The following is a 17,887-nucleotide window of genomic DNA, read 5'->3' as shown; positions in this document are numbered from 1 at the left end:
TAAGTCAGGTGTTTCACAATGATTGCAAGTCCATTAATTTGACAGTCCTAGGCCTGGAATAATAAAACCCCTGTACTGCCCAACACCCAGTGGAAAGAACAATCTCATTTTGTCTCTTCGTCTCAACTTTCCCAACTATTGTTTTAAGATTATATTTTTCCTGAAAGAGCAAAAGTGAATCTTTGAAGCTATTAATTTCATTTTGTAATAATGGTGGCGTATCAAGCTTCACACAACAAAAAATCCCGCTTGAGATATAACGTTCTCGCCAATCCCCACCACGCCATGCGAAATTATCTAAAACTAGATTGACACCGTGCTCATGCAATCGGATCAGTGTACTTATAGGGATGTTATTAGAAATAAATGGCCGGTGACTAATCTCAATGTATAAATTAATACCATATGAACCAAAAATTGTCGAAAAATATACCAGCGCCTCATCTAGTGCATATAGAATGCGTGACTCTACTTTAAAAAAGAAGTCTGTCGCGCCTTCCTTACGCGCATTGATGAGTGCATCGCTCAGCTGTAATAACGTAAGCTCAATGAGTGATATCGCATCACAGGAATTATAAAAATTAACTGGGGATATATCATTCTGAGGTCTGTAGAATAACTCCAGTAGATGCTCGTTTTCTAAATCATCCTCCTCCAATTGAGAAAATGATGAAAAACCATCTAACTGAGCTCTCAGTGAAGTTGCTGTAAACAGCTCTTGTACAACTGGTGTGAAGGAGTTGATGATGGTAGGGTTGAACAAACCTTTACGTTTTTCATTAAATGACTCAACCCGTTCAATGCCAATCATTCGATAGGGCTGAAGATCGACCCCCTTTCCCCTCAGTGCAGCAATCAGGCCAGACATAACGTATACCCCCACATCATCTGGTCAGCATAAAAGCTTAAAATACTGTGACCCAGAACACATTCAAATTAAGAAGCAGAAAAGTTGCAACAAATATACACCATGCCTTTTTACACAGCTAATCGCTGACTGTCACTAAAAAAAATATATATGCCGACATAACGATTCTCGTATGTCAGTTATGTAGGAAAGATGGAATAATATAACTTTAACTATGGCTAATTAGCGTAAGGTAAAATGAAAAAAATCACCTCTTTAAAAATAAAGTCTTTGATTATAGCCAAGACAGTTGATGACTTGCAGAGTATGAGTGCTGCTGCAGCTAAGTTTAACTCACATCAGCCATATGTAAGCAAAATAATTAGCGATCTTGAGAGGTCTCTTGGTTTTAAAATCTTCAATAGAGATAATACTGGTGTCACTACCACTACGGTAGGTCGTACCTTTATAAAGAAGATAGATGCAATATTAGATGCATATGGTGATTTATATGAGTTTATAGACAGCTACAAATCGTCCTCTTGTGGCGATGTTTACATTTATGGTGATAACATCGCGTTGAACTTCATCGCAAGTAAAATATCCCCCTGTTTTAGCTCTCTGAACAATGATATTAGTATAAAACTTATTGCGACATTAGGTGAGTATCAGCCAGACCAGAATGACGAATGGGACTTGATTATGTCTTCTACACTTCCCAAGGATGACTCTGTCATTGTCAGAGAGATTGCTGAAATTGGTTACAATTGTTTTGGATCGCCCAATGCATTCAACTCTCTTCTGGATGATCCGAGTAGTCTAGATAAATTACCCTGCATTATATGGAATGATAACGCTCTCTATCCAAAAAAATGTAACCAGTGGAGCTTCACCATCAACTGTGAACATGTCAGAATAAATATAAAAAGCAAACTAAGTTGCAACAATATGTCCAGCGCTATTGAAATGGCTATAAATGGACTAGGTGTGGTATATGCGCCATATTATACAGTGCAAGACTATATTAAGTCAGAAAGATTAATCCCGTTATTTGACTATAAATTTAACTTCTATCAAAAAATATACCTAATCTATCGACGTCGAGAAAGCCAGCCATTTGTAGTAAACCAAGTTATAAATCATATAACTAATTATGTTCAGAGTGAACTACCATTAAACTGCTAGCATAATTTCAGCAACGGCCATCCAACCAAATATTATCAATACAATGACATTTCCATGTAGACATAATTCATGTACAGGCTCACAGGACCTTAAGCGTTGAGCCCCTTTAAAACGCCTTCCAAGGTCCTGTTTTGTATCGACTTTCTCTGCTTGGTTCTGCAAGCGCTCTTGGCCAAATAATCGGCCGCCCATTCCAGTCTTTCCCTTATTTCTGTCAGCGCCCTATGGGCCACGGCTTCCAATAGCGGTAGCCACCACGTCGCACTGTTCTTCGACGCTTTCAGCATCGATAGCGCCCCACTCATCACACTCTGCGCGACCCGTCTCTTCATCACCAGCGACAGCAGGCTCGTCCACACCAACCCCTCCGCAATCGCTTTCTCGCCCGTCACAAACCCCTTGAGCCGGTTGTGCGATTTCCACTCTTTAAATAACAACTCCACCTGCCAACGGCAGCGATACAGGCTCATCACCTGCTCTGCTGACCATGCTGCTCGCGGTAGGTTGGTCATCCACAGACAGAACCGCTTTTCCTCGGCAAACCAGCGCCGGATCAACCGGTACTCGACCTGGCCGGACTTCACCACCATATCCAGTACCTCGGCTCGACAGCGTCGCCGTCCGGCCTCTTTCAGAGACAGTCCCACCAGCTTGGGTACTTCCCGTCCATCACCGCGCCAGGCTTGGATTATCTTGGGGTTCAGGCTTTGCGTGCCGCGCACCAGATAAAATCCGCCAGCATCGTTCACCTGCTCAAACCAAGCCCTGTCAATGTAACCTGCGTCAGCCTGCAGCAGGCAGTGGGTCAGCGTGTGGGCTTCAGGCAGAAATTGCCGTTCCCCTGCGGTATCGGCAGACACACTCATGCACAACGGGCTCTGCTCCGACAGCGACATGGTCATATGGCACTCGATAGCTGCCGGACTGATGGTCTTGAACCGGCCGGGAAAATCAGCAGCAAGGCGCCGATGCACCGCAAAGGAGGTGCCATCGTGCAGTAACACCTGCTTGAACGCGCCGAGGGAAGCCGCTTTGAGTTGATGGTCGATACGCAAGGCGATGGCCCGCTCGACAGTGGGGCATGGTGTGGCTCAATATGGGCCACTTCAACCTGCTGGTGGTGTTGCTGATTGCTATCTGGTGGCAAATTGCATCGCGGGTTGCACCGAGCTGGCGCCCGCATCCGCTGGTGCTCGCCCTCTTTATCCTGCTGATCCTGATCCCCAGCGCCAGTTGCAAGGCGCTGGCCTGTCTGTTGCTGGTGGCCTCGCTATGGCGCCGTCATCAGAGTGGCGATGAGCGGGCGGTATTGCAGATTGTGCTCGCCTTTACCGTGGCGGTGTTGTGGGGGCAGCAGGTGTTTGCGTTGCTCTCCGGCCCTGTGCTGGCCCTCGATGCCTGGGGGGTGGGCCAGTGGTTGCAACTGCTGGGCTGGGAGACTCGCCTTGATGGCAATCGCATCGAGCGGCTGGGAGGCCATGCGCTGATCGTGCTCAAGGGGTGCTCCTCGTTTTCTCAACTCTATCTGGTGGTGCTATCCTGGCTGGTCTCCTGCTGCTGGCTGGCGCCGGAGCGCCCCCTCTACCGGCAGTGGCACATGTTGCTGCTGGTTTGCCTGCTCTATATCGGGGCCAATCAGCTGCGGTTGGTGCTGATGAGCCTGGATCTGCGTTGGTATGGCTGGCTGCATACCGGCTCGCTGGCCCAGCTCTACCAGTGGGCCATCATGTTGCTGGTGATGACCATCCTCTTTATCCGGGGGCGCCGTGATGCATCTATCTAGGGGATATCTGTTGCTGTTGCTGGTGGCACTGCTCAGTGCTGCCGCCATGGGCTGGCGTTATCAGAACCGGGCAGTTAACGAGGGAGCCAAGCCCATGCTGCTGGAGCTGGTCCAGATGGGATGGCGCTTGCGGGTGGCCATGCCGGTATTGGGTGGCACCTATGTCAGCTATCAGCTGGCCCATCCCCGTTGTGACGGCCTGCTGCAGGCGATGCTGGTGGCGCCGGATAGCGAGGCGATGTCAGTGACGCTGGCGGGCGTGGGGATGAGTCAGGGGGTGATGTTTTCAGGCGAGCTGCACCAGCGCCCGCCGCTGCTCGCATACCGCCTTACCCAGGGTTGGCGCAAATTGTGGGGGCTGACCCCTTATCCCCTCTATCGGGTGGCCTTGCCGACTTCCTGCCTCGCGCTTATTGCGTCGCCGCTGGCGTGACTGTCCCCGGTTCACCGTTTGGCAGAATGCGGATCAGCAAGGTATTGGGGGCCAGCATGGGGTCATAGCGGGGCTCCAGCTCAATGGCGCGAGCTCCCAGCAAGCGGGTGAGGGCCGTCAGCCGCACGCTCGCCATCCGCGCACTCTCCAGCATGTCGGTTTGCAACCCGGGGCCGCTTATCAGCGCAATCCGGGCCGGATCCTTGCGTCCCAAAAACTGATGCAGTTGCTGCTCCTGATCCGCTGGCAGTTGCGCCTGTGCTTGCTGGTATTGCAGTTGCAGCTGGGGCTGTTCGGCCAGCTGCTGTTCCCGCAACTGGTTGAGGATCGGCAGGGTCTCATTGACCGGTTCCTGACGGGCGCAACCGCTGAGGATTAGCAGCGGCAGCATCAGGGGCAACAGGCGGCGCAGGGCGCACTCTTTGACAGTGGAGCGGGGAGTCTGGTTGGCCATACGCAGTCACTTCAGGAGGATGAGTTGGCACCAGTTTGCAATGTTTTCAATTGCTTGGCCAGTTGTTCAATCTCGCGACGCCACTGGATCCAGGCGGCAGAGGGCAGTTGCTCTGCCACCTGCCAGCGGGTCGGCAGCTGATCCCGCAGGCGCTCCAGTAGCAGGGCGGCCTCCACCTGATAGCGGGTCTCCTGCTCCAGCCAGGCGAGCCAGCGCAGATCCTCGATGGCTTGCTGCAACAGCAACAGATCGTGGGAGAGGCGGTGCGCCTCGCAGGCTTGCGAGCCGAGCAGCATAAAGTCGCTCTCCCGCCCGTCGGTGGGGTCATAGGGCAGGGCGGTGGGCATGCGGCCATGCCACTGCAAATAGCCTTCGGCGCCGCTTTGCCACAGATAGAACCCGGCGGCTCTCGGGGTGCCCAGATTGTAAAACCAGGGGGTGACCTTGTGCTGGCGCACCCGCGCCACATCGGCCTTGTCAGCGCCAAAACCTGCGTTGATCAGGGCAATCTCCACCTCTGCCAGCAGACCAACCTGACCCGGATGATTGAAGTGACCTGCGCGGATCACCGCCGGATCCCGCCGTTTCATCTCCCGCGCCAGGGTGGTGATGGCGGGCAGGGTGGCAAGATCCGGCTCATCGAACAGGCTCCATGCCAGCGGGGGCAAGCCGCTGGTGGTCAGCCCCTGTTGCCGCGCCTGCCACTGATCAAGCTGGCTGGCAGGGTCGTTCCCCCAGCGCTTGAGCGGGGTATAGGCCAGCAGGGGCGGCACAAAGCCGAGCCCCATAGCCTCTCCCATGATCTCCCGCATCCCCGCTTCATCCTGTGGCAGGGCGGGTGAGAGGCCGCTGATCCCGAGTTTGGCGAGCCGCTGCAGATCGCAGCGACTGGCCGCGGCGATCTGCTCTTTTAGCGCCTCGGGGTTGGGGCTCAGCCAGTTGAGATAGGGGGGCGCTTCGACATAGATGCCGACCGGCTTGCTGGCCGCGGGCAGAGTCAGCGGCAGCACCTCGATAGTCAGTGGCAGCTGTACCAGTTGCTGCTGGCTCAGCAGCTGAATATTGCCGAGATAGCGTCCCGCCGGGGCGCCTCTGGGGACTGTCATTTGCAGCACCAGACGGCGGGGCACACCTGCCAGCAGGGTGAGCCCGGCGATCCCCTCGACCAGCTCCTGATCCGTGGGAGCCAGCAGGGTGCCGCTCGCCTGCGGGCGAACCAGATGCCACTTGCCGTAATAGGGGGTCAGCGCCAGCGGCGATCCTGCCTGCTCGGGGGGCTGGATCACCAGCAAGGGGGCCGGATCGTCGGTGGCGGTGTGGATGGCAAACTCCAGCAACAGCTGGCTGCCACGGGCAGCCAGCACGGGTTGTGAAGCCTGCTGCAGTGCATCTGCCGCAGATAGCGGGGCGATCTGCAGAGTTGGGGCGGCATCCGCAATTGGCGTGAGGCTCAGTTGCTGCGAAGCTGGGGCTGGGGCTGGGGTTGGGGAATAGGGGGCCAGGGTCCACTTTTCCAAAAACAGCTGGCGCTGCTTGGTCAGTACGATTGCGGTCGCATCGGCCAGCCTCTGTGTATCAGCCTCGGCCTGTATACCATGGCCTTTATCGCCATTCGATGGGGCGGCCTCGTCGGTGCTGGCCGGATAGGGGGCAAGCAGCAGGCCAGCCAGGTATTTGGCATCCGGTGAGTGACCCACCAGTGTGATAGTGAGCGGGCCGCCGGGGTGGTTCAGGGTGACATGGACCGGGCCGCCTTGTCGTGCCCCGAACAGTTGCCAGGGATCCGGATTTGGCAGTGCCTCGCGCGATTGTCCCGCCAGATAGCGCTGCGTTAGCCATGCCTGCGGTTGCCACTGCTCTGCCCAGATGGGTTCGCCATTGACCAGCACGCTGCGCTCGAAGGGGTGGGGCAGGTACTCCCATTCACCGGGGTCATCCAGCCAGAGGGTGAGCTGGTAGCGCCCCTTGACGACCTCCAGCCGTACGCCGTCCAGATTGCGCAGCCCATCGCGGACAAGAGCATCGCCGGAGGGACGCAAGATGGGACTGGGGTGACCAATCAGCCGGGGATCCCCCGGACTCAGGGTCTCAAAGCCGGTAAAGCGGGGCGAAGCCGCCGCCCCCAGATCCAGCGCAATGGTGCCCGCTGGCAAGGTCAAACCGGGCTCCCAGTACCAGCGTTGAATGGTCATTGAGGGGGCGTTATCGGCCATAAAGAGATAGAGCTTGGTGAGCTTGTCCAGCGCCAGCGCTCTGGGTTGGCTGGTGCGCCAATCACTCAAGGCAAAGCGCTGGGTAAAGGGGCCGGGGGCGACAATCCGCTCCAGATTGACCCGGCTACGGTAGTTGACCGAGGCGTCATCGTCGATACGCAGGATCAGGGTTTGCGGCCGGGCGCTGGGGTTATGGCCCTCGATCACCAGTTCATCATCGCTACCCACCGGCCAGCTGTGGGGGCTCAGATCGAGCCGCTGGGGTGTCTGGTTGCCCGTCAGGGGTAGCGGGGTCTGCCCTTCCAGTCGGGTAGCGGCCATTGCTGCATGGCAGCAGAGCAGGATAGCCAGCCAGAGCCCTCTGCTCATCCGTGCAGCCCCTTCAACCAGTTGTTCAGTTCAGCTGCCTTGTGATCCCAGCTTTGCAGGGCCACCTGCTGCTGGCGAGTGTGGCGCCCTTTGCTGCGGGTGAGCCCTTCCCAGCAGCTCTCCTGAAACCAGCCCGGATTAGGTTGATCAAAGGCGGCCCGATTGATTGCCTGGGCCAGGCTCTCCCCACTGCGGGGGAGCTGGATCTGATCCCGATAGCCATCGAGCGCCGGAAAGTCAGTGCTGACGATGGGTCGCCCTGCGGCCAGATATTCACGCAATTTCAACGGATTGCAGGCACGGATCTGGGCGTTGTCGACAAAGGGCAGCAGACTCACCTGCCAGTGCTGGGCATAGGCCGCCAGCGTGTGATGGGGACGGGGCCCCAGCAGATGGATATTGGGGAGGCCCTTGAGGGGGAGATATCGGTCTGGATCGGGCCAATCAGCACCAGATCCCAATGGGGCAGGGCGGCCGCCGTCTCTGCCAGCAGGGGAATATCAATCCAGTCGCTCAGGCTGCCGTAAAATCCGGCAATGGGGCGGCCGGAGGGGAGATCCGCCGGCCGCTCTCTGGGGGCATAAACAGCTCGAGATCCACGCCGTGGCTGAGGAGCCGGGTTTTATGGGGGAAAGCGGCTGGCCAGCGCGGGGCTGGCGGCCAGAATGAGATCCGCTTTCTCCACCAGTCGGGCTTCACAGTGAGCGATGGCCTGATGATCCACCCCTGCCAGCGCCGAGAAGTCATCGCCGCAGTAGTAGATGACCGCCCGCTCTTCGAGCTTGCCAATCAGATCGACGGCGCTGGGCAGGGAGATCCAGAGCAAGGGGCGATCCAGCTCGGGCAACTGGCGCCGGATCTGCGCCGCCAGCCAGTGGCCATTGATCTTGCCTGCCAGCCGACTGCCCGGCAGCGGCAAGGCGAGCGGCGGCAGTACCCGGGGGCTGCTGGCTTCGGATGGCGCAACCGACTGGCCGCCAGAATGGCGTGCGCCGCGCAGCACGGCCCCCAGTTTGTGGACGATTCGGGTGAGATCATGAAGGGTAAAGCGGGGGCAACGCATGCCGATGGAGTTGACCCAGAGCACCTGATAATCGGGCAACAGACGCTTGATCAGGTGCTGGGTGCTGGAGGGGTGCTGACCCCAATCCTCGCCCAGCACCACCAGTTGCGGCAGTGAGTGTGGTTTCATGCAAAGGTCTCCGAAGCGTGTGCGGGGTCGCTGTGATCCTGTGGTTGCAAGGGGCGCAGTACGGTGGCCGGTACCCCTGCTGCCAGCACACCGGCGGGCAGATCCCGGGTGACGACGCTGCCTGCGGCGACAATAGTGCCCGCGCCTATGGTGACGCCGGCCATCACCATCACCCCGGTGCCGAGCCAGACATCCTGCTCCAGCACAATGGCCCCCACCTGTTCATCGCGATCCGGCAGGCCCCGGGCGCGATCGCGGGCATTGACGGGATGCCCCGGGTAGCCCGCCAGAAAGGCACGGCCAGCAATTCTCACGTTATCCCCCAGCACTATCTTGCTACCCACCGCCAGGGTGGTCTGCCAGCCAATCCCGACATTGCGGCCAATCACCAGCCTTGGTGTCTGGCTCGATGCGCGGCCGCTGATGGTCATGGCGGCGCTGAGGCGGCAGTCGGCACCAATCTCGATGGCGACCGGGCCGCTGATATAGGGGATGCCGCCATAGAGATAGAGGCGCGGGGCGGGGGCTTTCAGGCGAGATTGAAACAAGGGGGTCCACCAGAGGGTGCGGGTCAGGGTCGCCAGCGCGTTGCTGATCAGCAAATAGAGCCGATAAAGCAGCCGATGCAGGGGAGGGATCACGGGGAATGACCAGTGGCGAGCGCTTTTGGCCAGTCGCCATACCCGGCGGGCCAGTGGCGTCTCCCCCTGTTTGGCCCAGCTTTTCATCCGGTGCAGGTTGATGGTGTTCATGGCGGCCTCTCCCTCTGGTGCAGTCCGTTGCTCGCTAAGCAGAAAGCAGGGATCGGGCCAACAGGATGGCTCCAACGGGATCAGGCTAAATGGGGCTAACAGAAGGAATCAAATTGCGCCGATCGGTGCAATTTGCAGCCAGCGTTGTGCAAAACGCAAATGCCAGTCTCATTCTGGGCTTGTTCAGGCCGGTTAAGCCGCACAGAGGGGCTATCGCTTCAGGGCGGGAGTGAGTGGCGTGGGCTTTGCATTAGTGGTAGCTGACCCGAAGCGGGATGCTTCGGGAGGCTGGGAGGCCCTATGAAACTTGGTGTGAACCAGATTGCCATGCTCTATTACGCCGGCGGCTTGCTCCTGATGAAGGGGATCTCCCTGCTGATGCTGCCGGTGTTGACCCATCAGCTGCTGCCTTGTGAATACGGCCAGCTGGAGGTGCTGCTGACCCTCATCAATCTGGGTTCCCTTATTTTGGGCTTCGGGCTGGTAGATGCCCTCTACCGCTTTGCCGGATTGGCGAAAGATGAGCAGGAGCGCCAACAGATGGTGGCCCGCATGTTTGGGCTGGTCTGGCTGATCGCCCTGGCCAGTCTGGTGCTGCTCTGGCTGCTGGCGCCTGTTGTGCAAGCCTGGCTGCCGGTGGAAACCCGTCTTGCGGATGTGCGCTGGGTGCTCTGCGCCCTGCCGTTTGAAGGGGTGATCGGCGTGCCGCTGGCATGGCTGCGGATGCGCAATCAGGCGCGCCTCTTCTTTGCCGCGACCGCAGGCAAGGCGGTGATCCAGTCCCTGCTGACCGGCTGGTGGCTCTGGCTCGGCTGGGGCGTGAGCGGGGTGCTGGCCTCCGGCACCCTGACCTGCGTTGCACTGGCGTTGCTGCTGAGCCTCTGGCAATGGCGAGATAGCGGGATCCGCTTTGACTGGCAGCACTATCGGCCGTTGCTGCGCTATGGATTGCCCCTGGTGGTGAGTGGGCTGGCGGGCTTTGCCCTGAGCGGACTGGATCGGCTGCTGCTGGCCGATGTGGTGGGGGAGGCGCTGCTCGCCTACTACGCGGTGGCGGGCAAGCTGGCGCTGGCGGTGGGGTTGTTGCTGCAACCCTTTGCCCTCTGGTGGTATCCCCGCCGGTTCATGTTGCTGCGCGAGCCGGATGGACTGCGACTCAATGCTCACTACAGCGTGATGGGGTCGGTACTGGGGTTTGTTACTGCGGGGATTGTCGGGCTCACTGCCCCTTTGCTCATTCGCTGGCTGACCCCGGAGAGCTATCACGGGGCGATCGCCTATATTCCGCTGCTGGTGCTGGGCATGGCGGTGCGCAATGTCTCGGACTTGCTCAATGTCGGCTGCTTTAGCGGCGAGAAGAGCAATGCCCAGATGGTGATCAATCTGGGCTGCAGCGCCCTTGGCGTCGCAGGCTTTCTGCTCGCCATCCCGCCCTTCGGGGTTGCCGGGGTGATCTGGACCCTGCTGCTGGTCTATCTGGTACGGGCGCTGGCCTTTTATCTGGTGAGCCAGCGGTTGCTGCCGCTGCCGTATCGCCTCTCGACTCTCTGGGCCAGTTCGCTCGGGGCGCTGGCGATGGTCTGGCTTGGCCAATGGTGGGCAGGATCATGGCTCGTTTAACGCCAGCCATTTGGGCAAGCGTCATCTGTCTGGTGCTGGCCCTGCTCTGGTGGCGGCTGCCCCATCCCCTGTTGCTGCCGGTGTTCGGCCTTGCCATTCCCGCCATCTGGTTTGCCCTGCGCTGGCCCTTCTTGATGGTGCTGGGGTTTGTCACCTTCTCCTTCTTTCGGCTGCATGAGGTGTTCCCCCAGCTCTATCCCCTCAAGATCCCGCTGCTCTTCTCGCTGGCCGCCATCGGCGCGCTGGTCTGGCACATTTTGCTGACCGGCCGGATCAAGCCCTACTGGAGCCAATCCCTGAGCTGGCTGACTGCCTTCTTTGTGATGGTATCCATCGGTGTGCTGTTTGCCAGCAACCGGGGCGAGGCGATCGCCACCTGGACTGGCAGTTACAGCAAGATCTATCTGATGACCCTGGCCACCGCCTGGCTAGTGCGCACCCCGGGGGATTTTGCGCTGGCGGTGCGTACCTTCGTGGTAGCGGGCTGTCTGGTGGCGCTGGTGGCCCTCTACAACAAGGCGAGCGGGATCGGGCTGGTGGAGGGGACCCGGGTGACCATAGGGCGCGAGCTGGGCTCTGTGCTGGGGGATCCCAACGATCTGGCGCTGGTGCTGCTCTTTCCTGCCGGTTTTTCGCTGAGCTTGCTGCTCAATCAGGGCAATGGGGCGGGGGGCGTTTACTGGGGGGCTCGGCTTTGCGTTGACTGCCACCGCCATTATTGCCACCCAGAGCCGCGGCGGCTTGCTTGGCGTGTGTGCGGTCAGCGGCCTGTTTGCCTGGCAGCGGGTGAAGTCCAAAGCCTTGCTGATAATGGCGGGCGGGTTGGCACTTAGTGTGCTGTTTGTGGCGGCCGGGATCAGCGACCGGGCATCTGGCGGCGCCGCCGAGAGCGGGGTTGATGCCTCGGCCATGGGGCGGATCTACGCCTGGCAAGCCGCCTGGGGGATGGCACTGGGCCACCCGCTGGTGGGGGTGGGCTTGTCCAATTTCTATTACAACTACTTCTTCTACAGCCCCCATTGGGATGGGCTCAATCATGCTGTGCACTCCACCTGGTTCGGGGTGCTGGCTGAAACCGGCTTTGTCGGGTTGGCGCTGTTTATCGGCATGGTGACGGTGACCCTGCGCAGTTGCTGGCGTTGCCAGCTCGCTGGCATGCCTCCTGCAGTGATCACGGCGATGCAGGGGGTGATGGCCAGCATGGTGGGGTTTGTGATTTCGGGATCCTTCCTGACTCAGGGATTTACCTGGCCCATCTATCTGGAGCTGGCGCTGGCCGTCGCCGCCATCAAGTACGTGCAGCAGGCGGCCACAGAGGTGAAGGCCACCCCTGAGGATCATCAGGAGGCAACCCGGTTGCCGGCAGTGCCACCCAAGGGAGCAAGAGGATGAACGCAACCCCTGTTTTGCTGGTTCACTACGGAGAAGACTGGATCCGCGGCAGCGAACGCTGCCTGCTGGATCTGCTGGCCCACCTCGATCGCAGCCGGTTTACGCCCCTGCTCTGGTGCAATAGCCCGACGCTGGCGGCAGAGGCGGCCACCCTCGGGGTCGAAACCATGGTCGAGCCGTTCAGCCTGCTGCTGGGATGGCAGGCGCCCCGTTTTGATCTTGCGGCCCATCGGCGCCTCTCCCGGCGAGCCAGAGAGCTCATCACCGAGCGGCAGATTGGGCTGGTGCACGCCAACAGCGCGGCCCCTTGTCAGTGGCTGGCGGGGGTCTGTCGGGCGTTGCAGGTACCGCTGGTGTGCCACCTCCATGCCCGTTACCAGCCAAGAGACAGGTTCAGCCTGCGGGTCCATCAGGCAAGCGTGCTGATCGGGGTGAGCGAGCCGGTGTTGACCGGTTGGCGCCAGGATGGCTGCGCGGCCGATCGGTTGATCCGGGTACCCAACGGGGTGGATGCCGCTCGCCTGAATGGCGGTGCTCACTGGCCGGTCGTCGGCATGCTGGGCTTGCCCCCGGGGGATATGATCATCGCAACCGTTGGCTCCCTGATCAAACGCAAGGGGATTGATCTGCTGATCCGCTCGCTGGCTACCCTGATGGCATCGGGGGAGGAGGCCCAGTTGCTGATCATTGGCAGCGGCCCGGAGCGGGAAGCATTGATGGCGTTGGCTGTCGAGCTCGGGGTGGCCGAGCGCGTCCACTTTCTCGGCGAGCGGCCGGACAGCGCGGCTATCTTGCGGGGCGGGGTGGATCTGCTGGTCTCCGGAGCCCGTGAGGAGGTGTTTGGTCTGACGTTGGCGGAGGCGGGCATGTTGGGGCTCCCCGTCAGTGCCTATCGGGTGGGCGGCATCCCCGAAGTGGTGGAGGAGGGGGTGACCGGCTTGCTGGCGACCCCGGGGGATTGGGCCGAGATGGCTGATCACTGGCGGCAATTGAGCAATCCGCAACGCCGATGTGACATGGGGCGTGTCGCTCAGCTGCGTGCCGCACAGTTGTTCACGGTGGCGCGTTACGTTGACGGAGTCACGGCGGTGTGGGACGCCGCGCTGGCTGGTCGTTGGCACGCCACGGCCCCCACACCCTTCCGACCATTCATTCATTGGGCGGGGCAACGACTCCTTGCCAGAGGTCGCAATATGCTGGCGAGTGGGATGGCAAGAGTGGCGTAAAAAGTGCAACTGGGGTTTGGCCGCAGCAAGGTGCCAGAGTAAGGGAGCAGCAAAATGAGCATGCAAACTGAGCCGGTGTTTGGAAAGATCATCGTCGTGGATCCCATCCCGTTTCGCGGGGGCTCCAAGGTTGCGACCGAAGTGCTGCTCGATGAGTTGGCCAAACGGATGCCCGGGCTTACATGCCATGTGCTGACCCAGGATCCCGACTCCTGGCCCCGTTGCCAACATCACCCCCTTTGGCTGCCCCACATATTGAAGGGGCGGGAGTCCGGCATCGGCTATCTGCTCAAACAGGGGTGGCAGACCCTGCAGATCCTCTGGCTGGTGTGGCGTCTGGGGCAGGTGAAGTGCCTGGCGGCGGCGTCCGGGCCGGGGGTGGATCTCTGCTGTTACTGGGCGGCCCGCTGGTTACGGTGCCGGGTGGTTCAGCTGATCCATGGCCCTGTGGGGTGCTCGGGGCTCTCTGCCAGGGCCCTGCAACGGGCGAGTTTTGTCTTTTATCTCGAATCAACCCGTAGCTCCCTGGCGGCATTGCTGGCCCGGCTTGGCGAGACCGAGTTCCCGTCACACTGGCAGCCATTTACCAACGGCTTGAGCGAGATTGATTGGCCCAAAGCGACCCTGGGGGGGCCTCGTATTTTATGGGCGGCCTCGTTGCTGCGCTGGAAGGGACTGGAGACCATGCTGGCCGCCCATCAAATGATCTCTGACGCTCGCCCCGAGCTGATGGTTTGCTATCTGCAGCCCAAGGGCACGCTGCAACCCTGCAGCCAGCCTCAGCCACAGCTGCCAGACACGCACTGGTATGCCAACCCCGCCAATCTTGACGAGATCCGATCTCAATGCGGCATTTTTGTCTCCACCAGTCATCAGGAACCGTTCGGCCTCTCCATTCTTGAGGCTATGGCGGCGGGATTATGCGTAGTGATCCCGGCCGATGGCGCCTGGTGGGATCGACACCTCACCGATGAGGTGAATTGCCGCAAATATCAGCCAAACGATCCCGGCGATCTGGCGCGGGTGCTGGCAAGCCTCAATGCCATGCCCGACGTGGTCAAGCGACTTGGCCATCATGCCCGCCTGCATGCCATGGTCCATTACAACGCGGCGGATACCTACCAAAGCACGCTGGTGCAGTGGGAGGGGTTGTTGAGATGGGATGCGTTGAGCCGTGCCGTGCATGATTAGCGCTAAATGGGTAATAACGGGCATGACACAGTAAAATCTCACCCGCTTACATGGAAGGCGCATACCGCTTTATTCGCAACCACCATGTCAATCTCAATGCTGATGCCATTGCTGACGCAGGATTTGCCGCCACCGCCGCCCGAGCCAGGGATTGCGACCTTTTGCTGGCCTTGGAAGACACCACGGCCCTCACTTTCAACCATGCCAGCGTCCATGATGAGCTGGGGCACCCCAATCTGGGCAGCAGTCGCGCCCTGCTGGCACACTCCGTCTTGTTTTTTGCTCCGCGTGTGGAGATCATCAGCACGGATCCATGGCCTATAAGGCGCTCAACCGGCTGGTTGGCAAAAAACTGCGGGAACATGTGAGGGGCGGCTGTGAAAGCCTAGGCCGTTCACTATCATGGCAACCAGTGCTTCACAGTGTGAGACCTTCAACGGCGGTGTTTTGGGCTGCACCGCATCAATCATGCGGGCAATCCCCAACTCTTGGCACAATGCAGTGACCAAGCCAAGGTGAGCGAGGTTACGGATAGAGATAGCGGGAGTGGCCATAATGAACAACCTGCAAAAGAAAGTAATAGTTCAGAATGGCCGATCGCCGTCAAGCACTGAAAGTGCCAAAATCAGGTGCGGAATGACGGAGAATAACTACGACAGGCCATACTTTTGCAACAACCGATAAAGGGTTGCCCGAGAGACGTCCAGACGCTGAGCAATCTCGTCATATTGTTCCGGATATCTGGTCAGCATCCTTAATAACAAATGTCGCTCTGAAGCCTGTCGCGCTGACTTTAATGTTTCATCACACTCATCCACGGCATTCAACACCGCTTCGTCAGTTAAATCCAGTCCGTCAATATCGATTAAGCCCCCACGACATAAAGCCGTCGCTCTTAATATTTTATTTCGTAACTCGCGCACATTACCCGGCCACCCGTAAGCCACCATTTTTTGCTGAGCCTCAAGAGAAAAACCTATTACGGATGTCAGGCGCTGCTCAGCCAAAAAGTGGTTGGCCAACAATAATATGTCCTCTTTACGCTGACATAATGGGCTGGTATATAGTCGCACTACATTCAATCGATAATATAGATCCTCTCTAAAAACCCCTTTGGCAACCGAGTGTTCAAGCTCTATGTTGGTAGCCGCAATAATACGTACATCGACTTTGACTGGCTTGTTACTACCGATAACATCAATGATGCCTTCCTCCAAAAACCTCAACAAGACCACCTGAGCCTCTAACGGTAATTCACCGACCTCATCGAGAAATAGTGTACCTCCGTTAGCCGCTTCAATTTTACCAAGCCTGCGTTCGCACGCTCCGGTAAAAGCCCCCTTAACATGACCAAACAACTCGGACTGGATCAATTGAGCTGGAATAGCACCACAATTCACTGCCACAAAAGGGTGATCAGCCCCCATGGATGAGAGATGTAACTCACGAGCAACCAACTCTTTGCCAGTGCCCGTTGGTCCTGTGACCATCACTGGGAGACGGCAATGACTTAACCGTAAAATTTTCTCGCGTAACTCCTGCATCACTTGGCTTTGACCGAGCAGCAAGCTGGTTGCACGGGGCTCTGAATATTGACAGGCCGCTTTAAAATTGGCCATCCCAATCGCGTGCCCTACCGACCCACCTAATCGGATACTATCGATGGGATAAGTATGAAAATCATAAAAATAGGCTGATAACAACAGTCTGCATTCATCGTCTTTGTGATGGCGGCGCTCCAATAAAGCGATCCAGACCAACTTGCGGTTTGCAGTGATCATTTTTTCAAACTGCTCATAGGATTGTTGAATGTCAGCAGAAAAATCCACCAAGATCACTAATACTTTACTTTTTCTGTCGCAGATGATGTCAGCCACCTCTTTCATCGTCGAGGCGATGGCCACACAGGGGTAGAATGCTCGCTCAATCTCCTCAAGACAAGATTGAGATGTATGATTAGGAATATTCTTCGTTGTCATGCTCATCACTAACAGTGCCCCCTTAATGGTTAATGGTTAATGGTTAATGGTTAATGGAGGTGAGAGATTTTTTCTTGAGGCCCATTCATCATCATAATTAACAATGATTATTTTCTAGCAACACCAAAACTTGTAATTAATTGTCACAAGTAAACTCATTTTTGATTTTTGGTACGCGATTGCCACCTCAATCGAATTCCATTGAGAGGTAGAAAAGTAGGTGATCCAGAAGACTCTTCTACTTCGTATCTTTATGTGCCACAAACCATAGTTGCAAAAATAAGATCCTGCATAATTTTTGAGACAAATAAAATCAGTAACTTACATTTCTACCCAGCAAAAACCATCTCAGTATTGATTGATCAATAGAGTTCTATTTACACAATTCAAATAAAATCAAATAGTTATATTTATGGCCTCATATTTGCTTATTCATGATGACGGATTGGCAGGAGGCCGCGTATGAGTATGAAAAGGTGGACTATCTCTACCATCGCCCTGATGGTGCTAATAGCTAATGACTCATTTGCGCAAAACCTGCCGCAGCAGCCGCAGCAAGCGCCGCAGCAAGCTATTGCTAGTAACAACTACAGCAACATCGGTGCTAATACATTAAATAATATTAAGGGGCGTTTGGCGGTCAATATTGTTGCTGGTGAACTTAACCAACAAAGCAACATAGCAAGCATCTCTACAGGTCAAGCTGCAAAGATTAAAAGCAGACTACAATTGTCTGGCCAGCTGCCATTATCAGGTGTGCAGGAAGTGGCAATAAATTCTGGCGCTCTCTCAAAAAATCAAGGATTGATCTCGTTAAATCAAAGTGCCGGGGTGGCTAACCAACAGGTCAATGTCCTGTCAATTTCATTACTTGAAAATACAAAAAATAATTTCTCATCAAATGATGTTATGGATGTATATTTAAGTAATACGATAGCACGTAATGAATTAAGCCATCATCAGAGAGATGAAGACAAACTCACCACAAAAATATCGCTGGATAAATCTGCGCTCAGTGGCAGCGCTGGTGTTATTCAGATTAACCAAGTCGCAGGACAAGGCAACCAGGCAATTAATATGGTTACCTTGCCTTTGACAAACAGGAGTATGACATCTCACTGATGTCGATTGCAACGGAGGCAAATTCAAGACAATAGGCATGAGTCATTACTTGATTACAAGTGCTCCTATTTCTGAATGAGCCAGATAAGTTCTTAACTGATTAATTTAATAGCTCAGTGGAGATCGATA

General features: G+C 56.8%; 16 protein-coding genes and 3 pseudogenes. 10 read left to right on the top strand and 9 right to left on the bottom strand.

What is annotated here, in order from left to right:
- Positions 1 to 13: 13 nt before the first annotated feature.
- A complete protein-coding gene (locus NMD14_09795) occupies positions 14 to 868 on the bottom strand; it encodes an EAL domain-containing protein (protein XEI34643.1) in 855 nt (284 codons plus the stop codon).
- A 237-nt stretch (positions 869 to 1,105) separates the two neighbouring features.
- Between NMD14_09795 and NMD14_09790 the strand changes: the two genes are divergently transcribed.
- Entirely contained in the window at positions 1,106 to 2,032 is a 927-nt protein-coding gene (locus tag NMD14_09790) for a LysR family transcriptional regulator (GenBank protein XEI34642.1), read from the top strand.
- Between the two features lie 89 nt (positions 2,033 to 2,121).
- Here the strand turns inward: NMD14_09790 and NMD14_09785 are convergent.
- Positions 2,122 to 3,105 (bottom strand): annotated as a pseudogene (locus NMD14_09785) (IS4 family transposase).
- A gap of 8 nt (positions 3,106 to 3,113) precedes the next feature.
- On the opposite strand from NMD14_09785, the gene NMD14_09780 reads away from it, so the two are divergent.
- Both NMD14_09780 and NMD14_09775 read left to right on the top strand, forming a co-directional pair.
- Positions 3,114 to 3,815, top strand: a complete 702-nt coding sequence (locus NMD14_09780) for a hypothetical protein (protein XEI34641.1) — start codon at positions 3,114 to 3,116, stop codon at positions 3,813 to 3,815.
- Positions 3,802 to 4,248 (top strand): hypothetical protein, encoded by a 447-nt coding sequence (locus tag NMD14_09775; protein XEI34640.1) that lies wholly within the window; start codon positions 3,802 to 3,804, stop codon positions 4,246 to 4,248. The genes NMD14_09780 and NMD14_09775 overlap by 14 nt, the downstream gene beginning before the upstream one ends.
- Here the strand turns inward: NMD14_09775 and NMD14_09770 are convergent.
- The 5 genes from NMD14_09770 to NMD14_09750 all read right to left on the bottom strand — a co-directional run bounded on the left by NMD14_09770 (position 4,226) and on the right by NMD14_09750 (position 9,228).
- Positions 4,226 to 4,702, bottom strand: coding sequence for a hypothetical protein (locus NMD14_09770; protein XEI34639.1), 477 nt, complete (start codon positions 4,700 to 4,702; stop codon positions 4,226 to 4,228). The two genes, NMD14_09775 and NMD14_09770, sit on opposite strands and share 23 nt — an antisense overlap.
- 11 nt (positions 4,703 to 4,713) lie before the next feature.
- Positions 4,714 to 7,284 (bottom strand): hypothetical protein, encoded by a 2,571-nt coding sequence (locus tag NMD14_09765; protein ID XEI34638.1) that lies wholly within the window; start codon positions 7,282 to 7,284, stop codon positions 4,714 to 4,716.
- Complete coding sequence (locus tag NMD14_09760) at positions 7,281 to 7,745, bottom strand: glycosyltransferase (GenBank protein ID XEI34637.1); 465 nt, start codon at positions 7,743 to 7,745, stop codon at positions 7,281 to 7,283. The genes NMD14_09765 and NMD14_09760 overlap by 4 nt, the downstream gene beginning before the upstream one ends.
- A 161-nt stretch (positions 7,746 to 7,906) precedes the next feature.
- A complete protein-coding gene (locus tag NMD14_09755) occupies positions 7,907 to 8,476 on the bottom strand; it encodes a hypothetical protein (protein ID XEI34636.1) in 570 nt (189 codons plus the stop codon).
- Entirely contained in the window at positions 8,473 to 9,228 is a 756-nt protein-coding gene (locus tag NMD14_09750) for an acyltransferase (GenBank protein XEI34635.1), read from the bottom strand. The genes NMD14_09755 and NMD14_09750 overlap by 4 nt, the downstream gene beginning before the upstream one ends.
- 300 nt (positions 9,229 to 9,528) lie before the next feature.
- Between NMD14_09750 and NMD14_09745 the strand changes: the two genes are divergently transcribed.
- The 6 genes and pseudogenes from NMD14_09745 (at position 9,529) to NMD14_09720 (ending at position 14,947) form a co-directional block, all read left to right on the top strand.
- On the top strand, positions 9,529 to 10,848 hold the full coding sequence (locus NMD14_09745; GenBank protein XEI34634.1) for an oligosaccharide flippase family protein: 1,320 nt from the start codon (positions 9,529 to 9,531) through the stop codon (positions 10,846 to 10,848).
- Positions 10,836 to 11,681 carry a hypothetical protein gene (locus tag NMD14_09740; GenBank protein XEI34633.1) on the top strand — a complete coding sequence of 282 codons (846 nt, stop codon included), beginning with the start codon at positions 10,836 to 10,838 and terminating at the stop codon, positions 11,679 to 11,681. The genes NMD14_09745 and NMD14_09740 overlap by 13 nt, the downstream gene beginning before the upstream one ends.
- Positions 11,599 to 12,240 (top strand): O-antigen ligase family protein, encoded by a 642-nt coding sequence (locus NMD14_09735; GenBank protein ID XEI34632.1) that lies wholly within the window; start codon positions 11,599 to 11,601, stop codon positions 12,238 to 12,240. Before NMD14_09740 ends, NMD14_09735 begins: the two co-directional genes overlap by 83 nt.
- Positions 12,237 to 13,466 (top strand): glycosyltransferase, encoded by a 1,230-nt coding sequence (locus NMD14_09730; GenBank protein ID XEI34631.1) that lies wholly within the window; start codon positions 12,237 to 12,239, stop codon positions 13,464 to 13,466. Before NMD14_09735 ends, NMD14_09730 begins: the two co-directional genes overlap by 4 nt.
- Before the next feature lie 54 nt (positions 13,467 to 13,520).
- The gene (locus tag NMD14_09725; GenBank protein ID XEI34630.1) at positions 13,521 to 14,657 is read left to right on the top strand and encodes a glycosyltransferase family 4 protein; all 1,137 of its coding nucleotides are present in this window, start codon (positions 13,521 to 13,523) and stop codon (positions 14,655 to 14,657) included.
- Between the two features lie 35 nt (positions 14,658 to 14,692).
- A pseudogene (locus tag NMD14_09720) lies at positions 14,693 to 14,947 on the top strand (IS4 family transposase).
- Here NMD14_09720 and NMD14_09715 read toward each other — a convergent pair.
- Both NMD14_09715 and NMD14_09710 read right to left on the bottom strand, forming a co-directional pair.
- A pseudogene (locus tag NMD14_09715) lies at positions 14,948 to 15,211 on the bottom strand (DUF4277 domain-containing protein).
- A 96-nt stretch (positions 15,212 to 15,307) separates the two neighbouring features.
- On the bottom strand, positions 15,308 to 16,642 hold the full coding sequence (locus NMD14_09710; GenBank protein ID XEI34629.1) for a sigma-54 dependent transcriptional regulator: 1,335 nt from the start codon (positions 16,640 to 16,642) through the stop codon (positions 15,308 to 15,310).
- Positions 16,643 to 17,098: 456 nt separating this feature from the next.
- On the opposite strand from NMD14_09710, the gene NMD14_09705 reads away from it, so the two are divergent.
- Positions 17,099 to 17,758, top strand: a complete 660-nt coding sequence (locus tag NMD14_09705) for a hypothetical protein (protein ID XEI34628.1) — start codon at positions 17,099 to 17,101, stop codon at positions 17,756 to 17,758.
- Positions 17,759 to 17,887: the final 129 nt, after the last annotated feature.

Source organism: Aeromonas veronii (genome assembly GCA_041319085.1).
Taxonomy (GTDB): domain Bacteria; phylum Pseudomonadota; class Gammaproteobacteria; order Enterobacterales; family Aeromonadaceae; genus Aeromonas; species Aeromonas veronii_F.
This window is presented reverse-complemented; position numbering and strand designations above follow the sequence as displayed.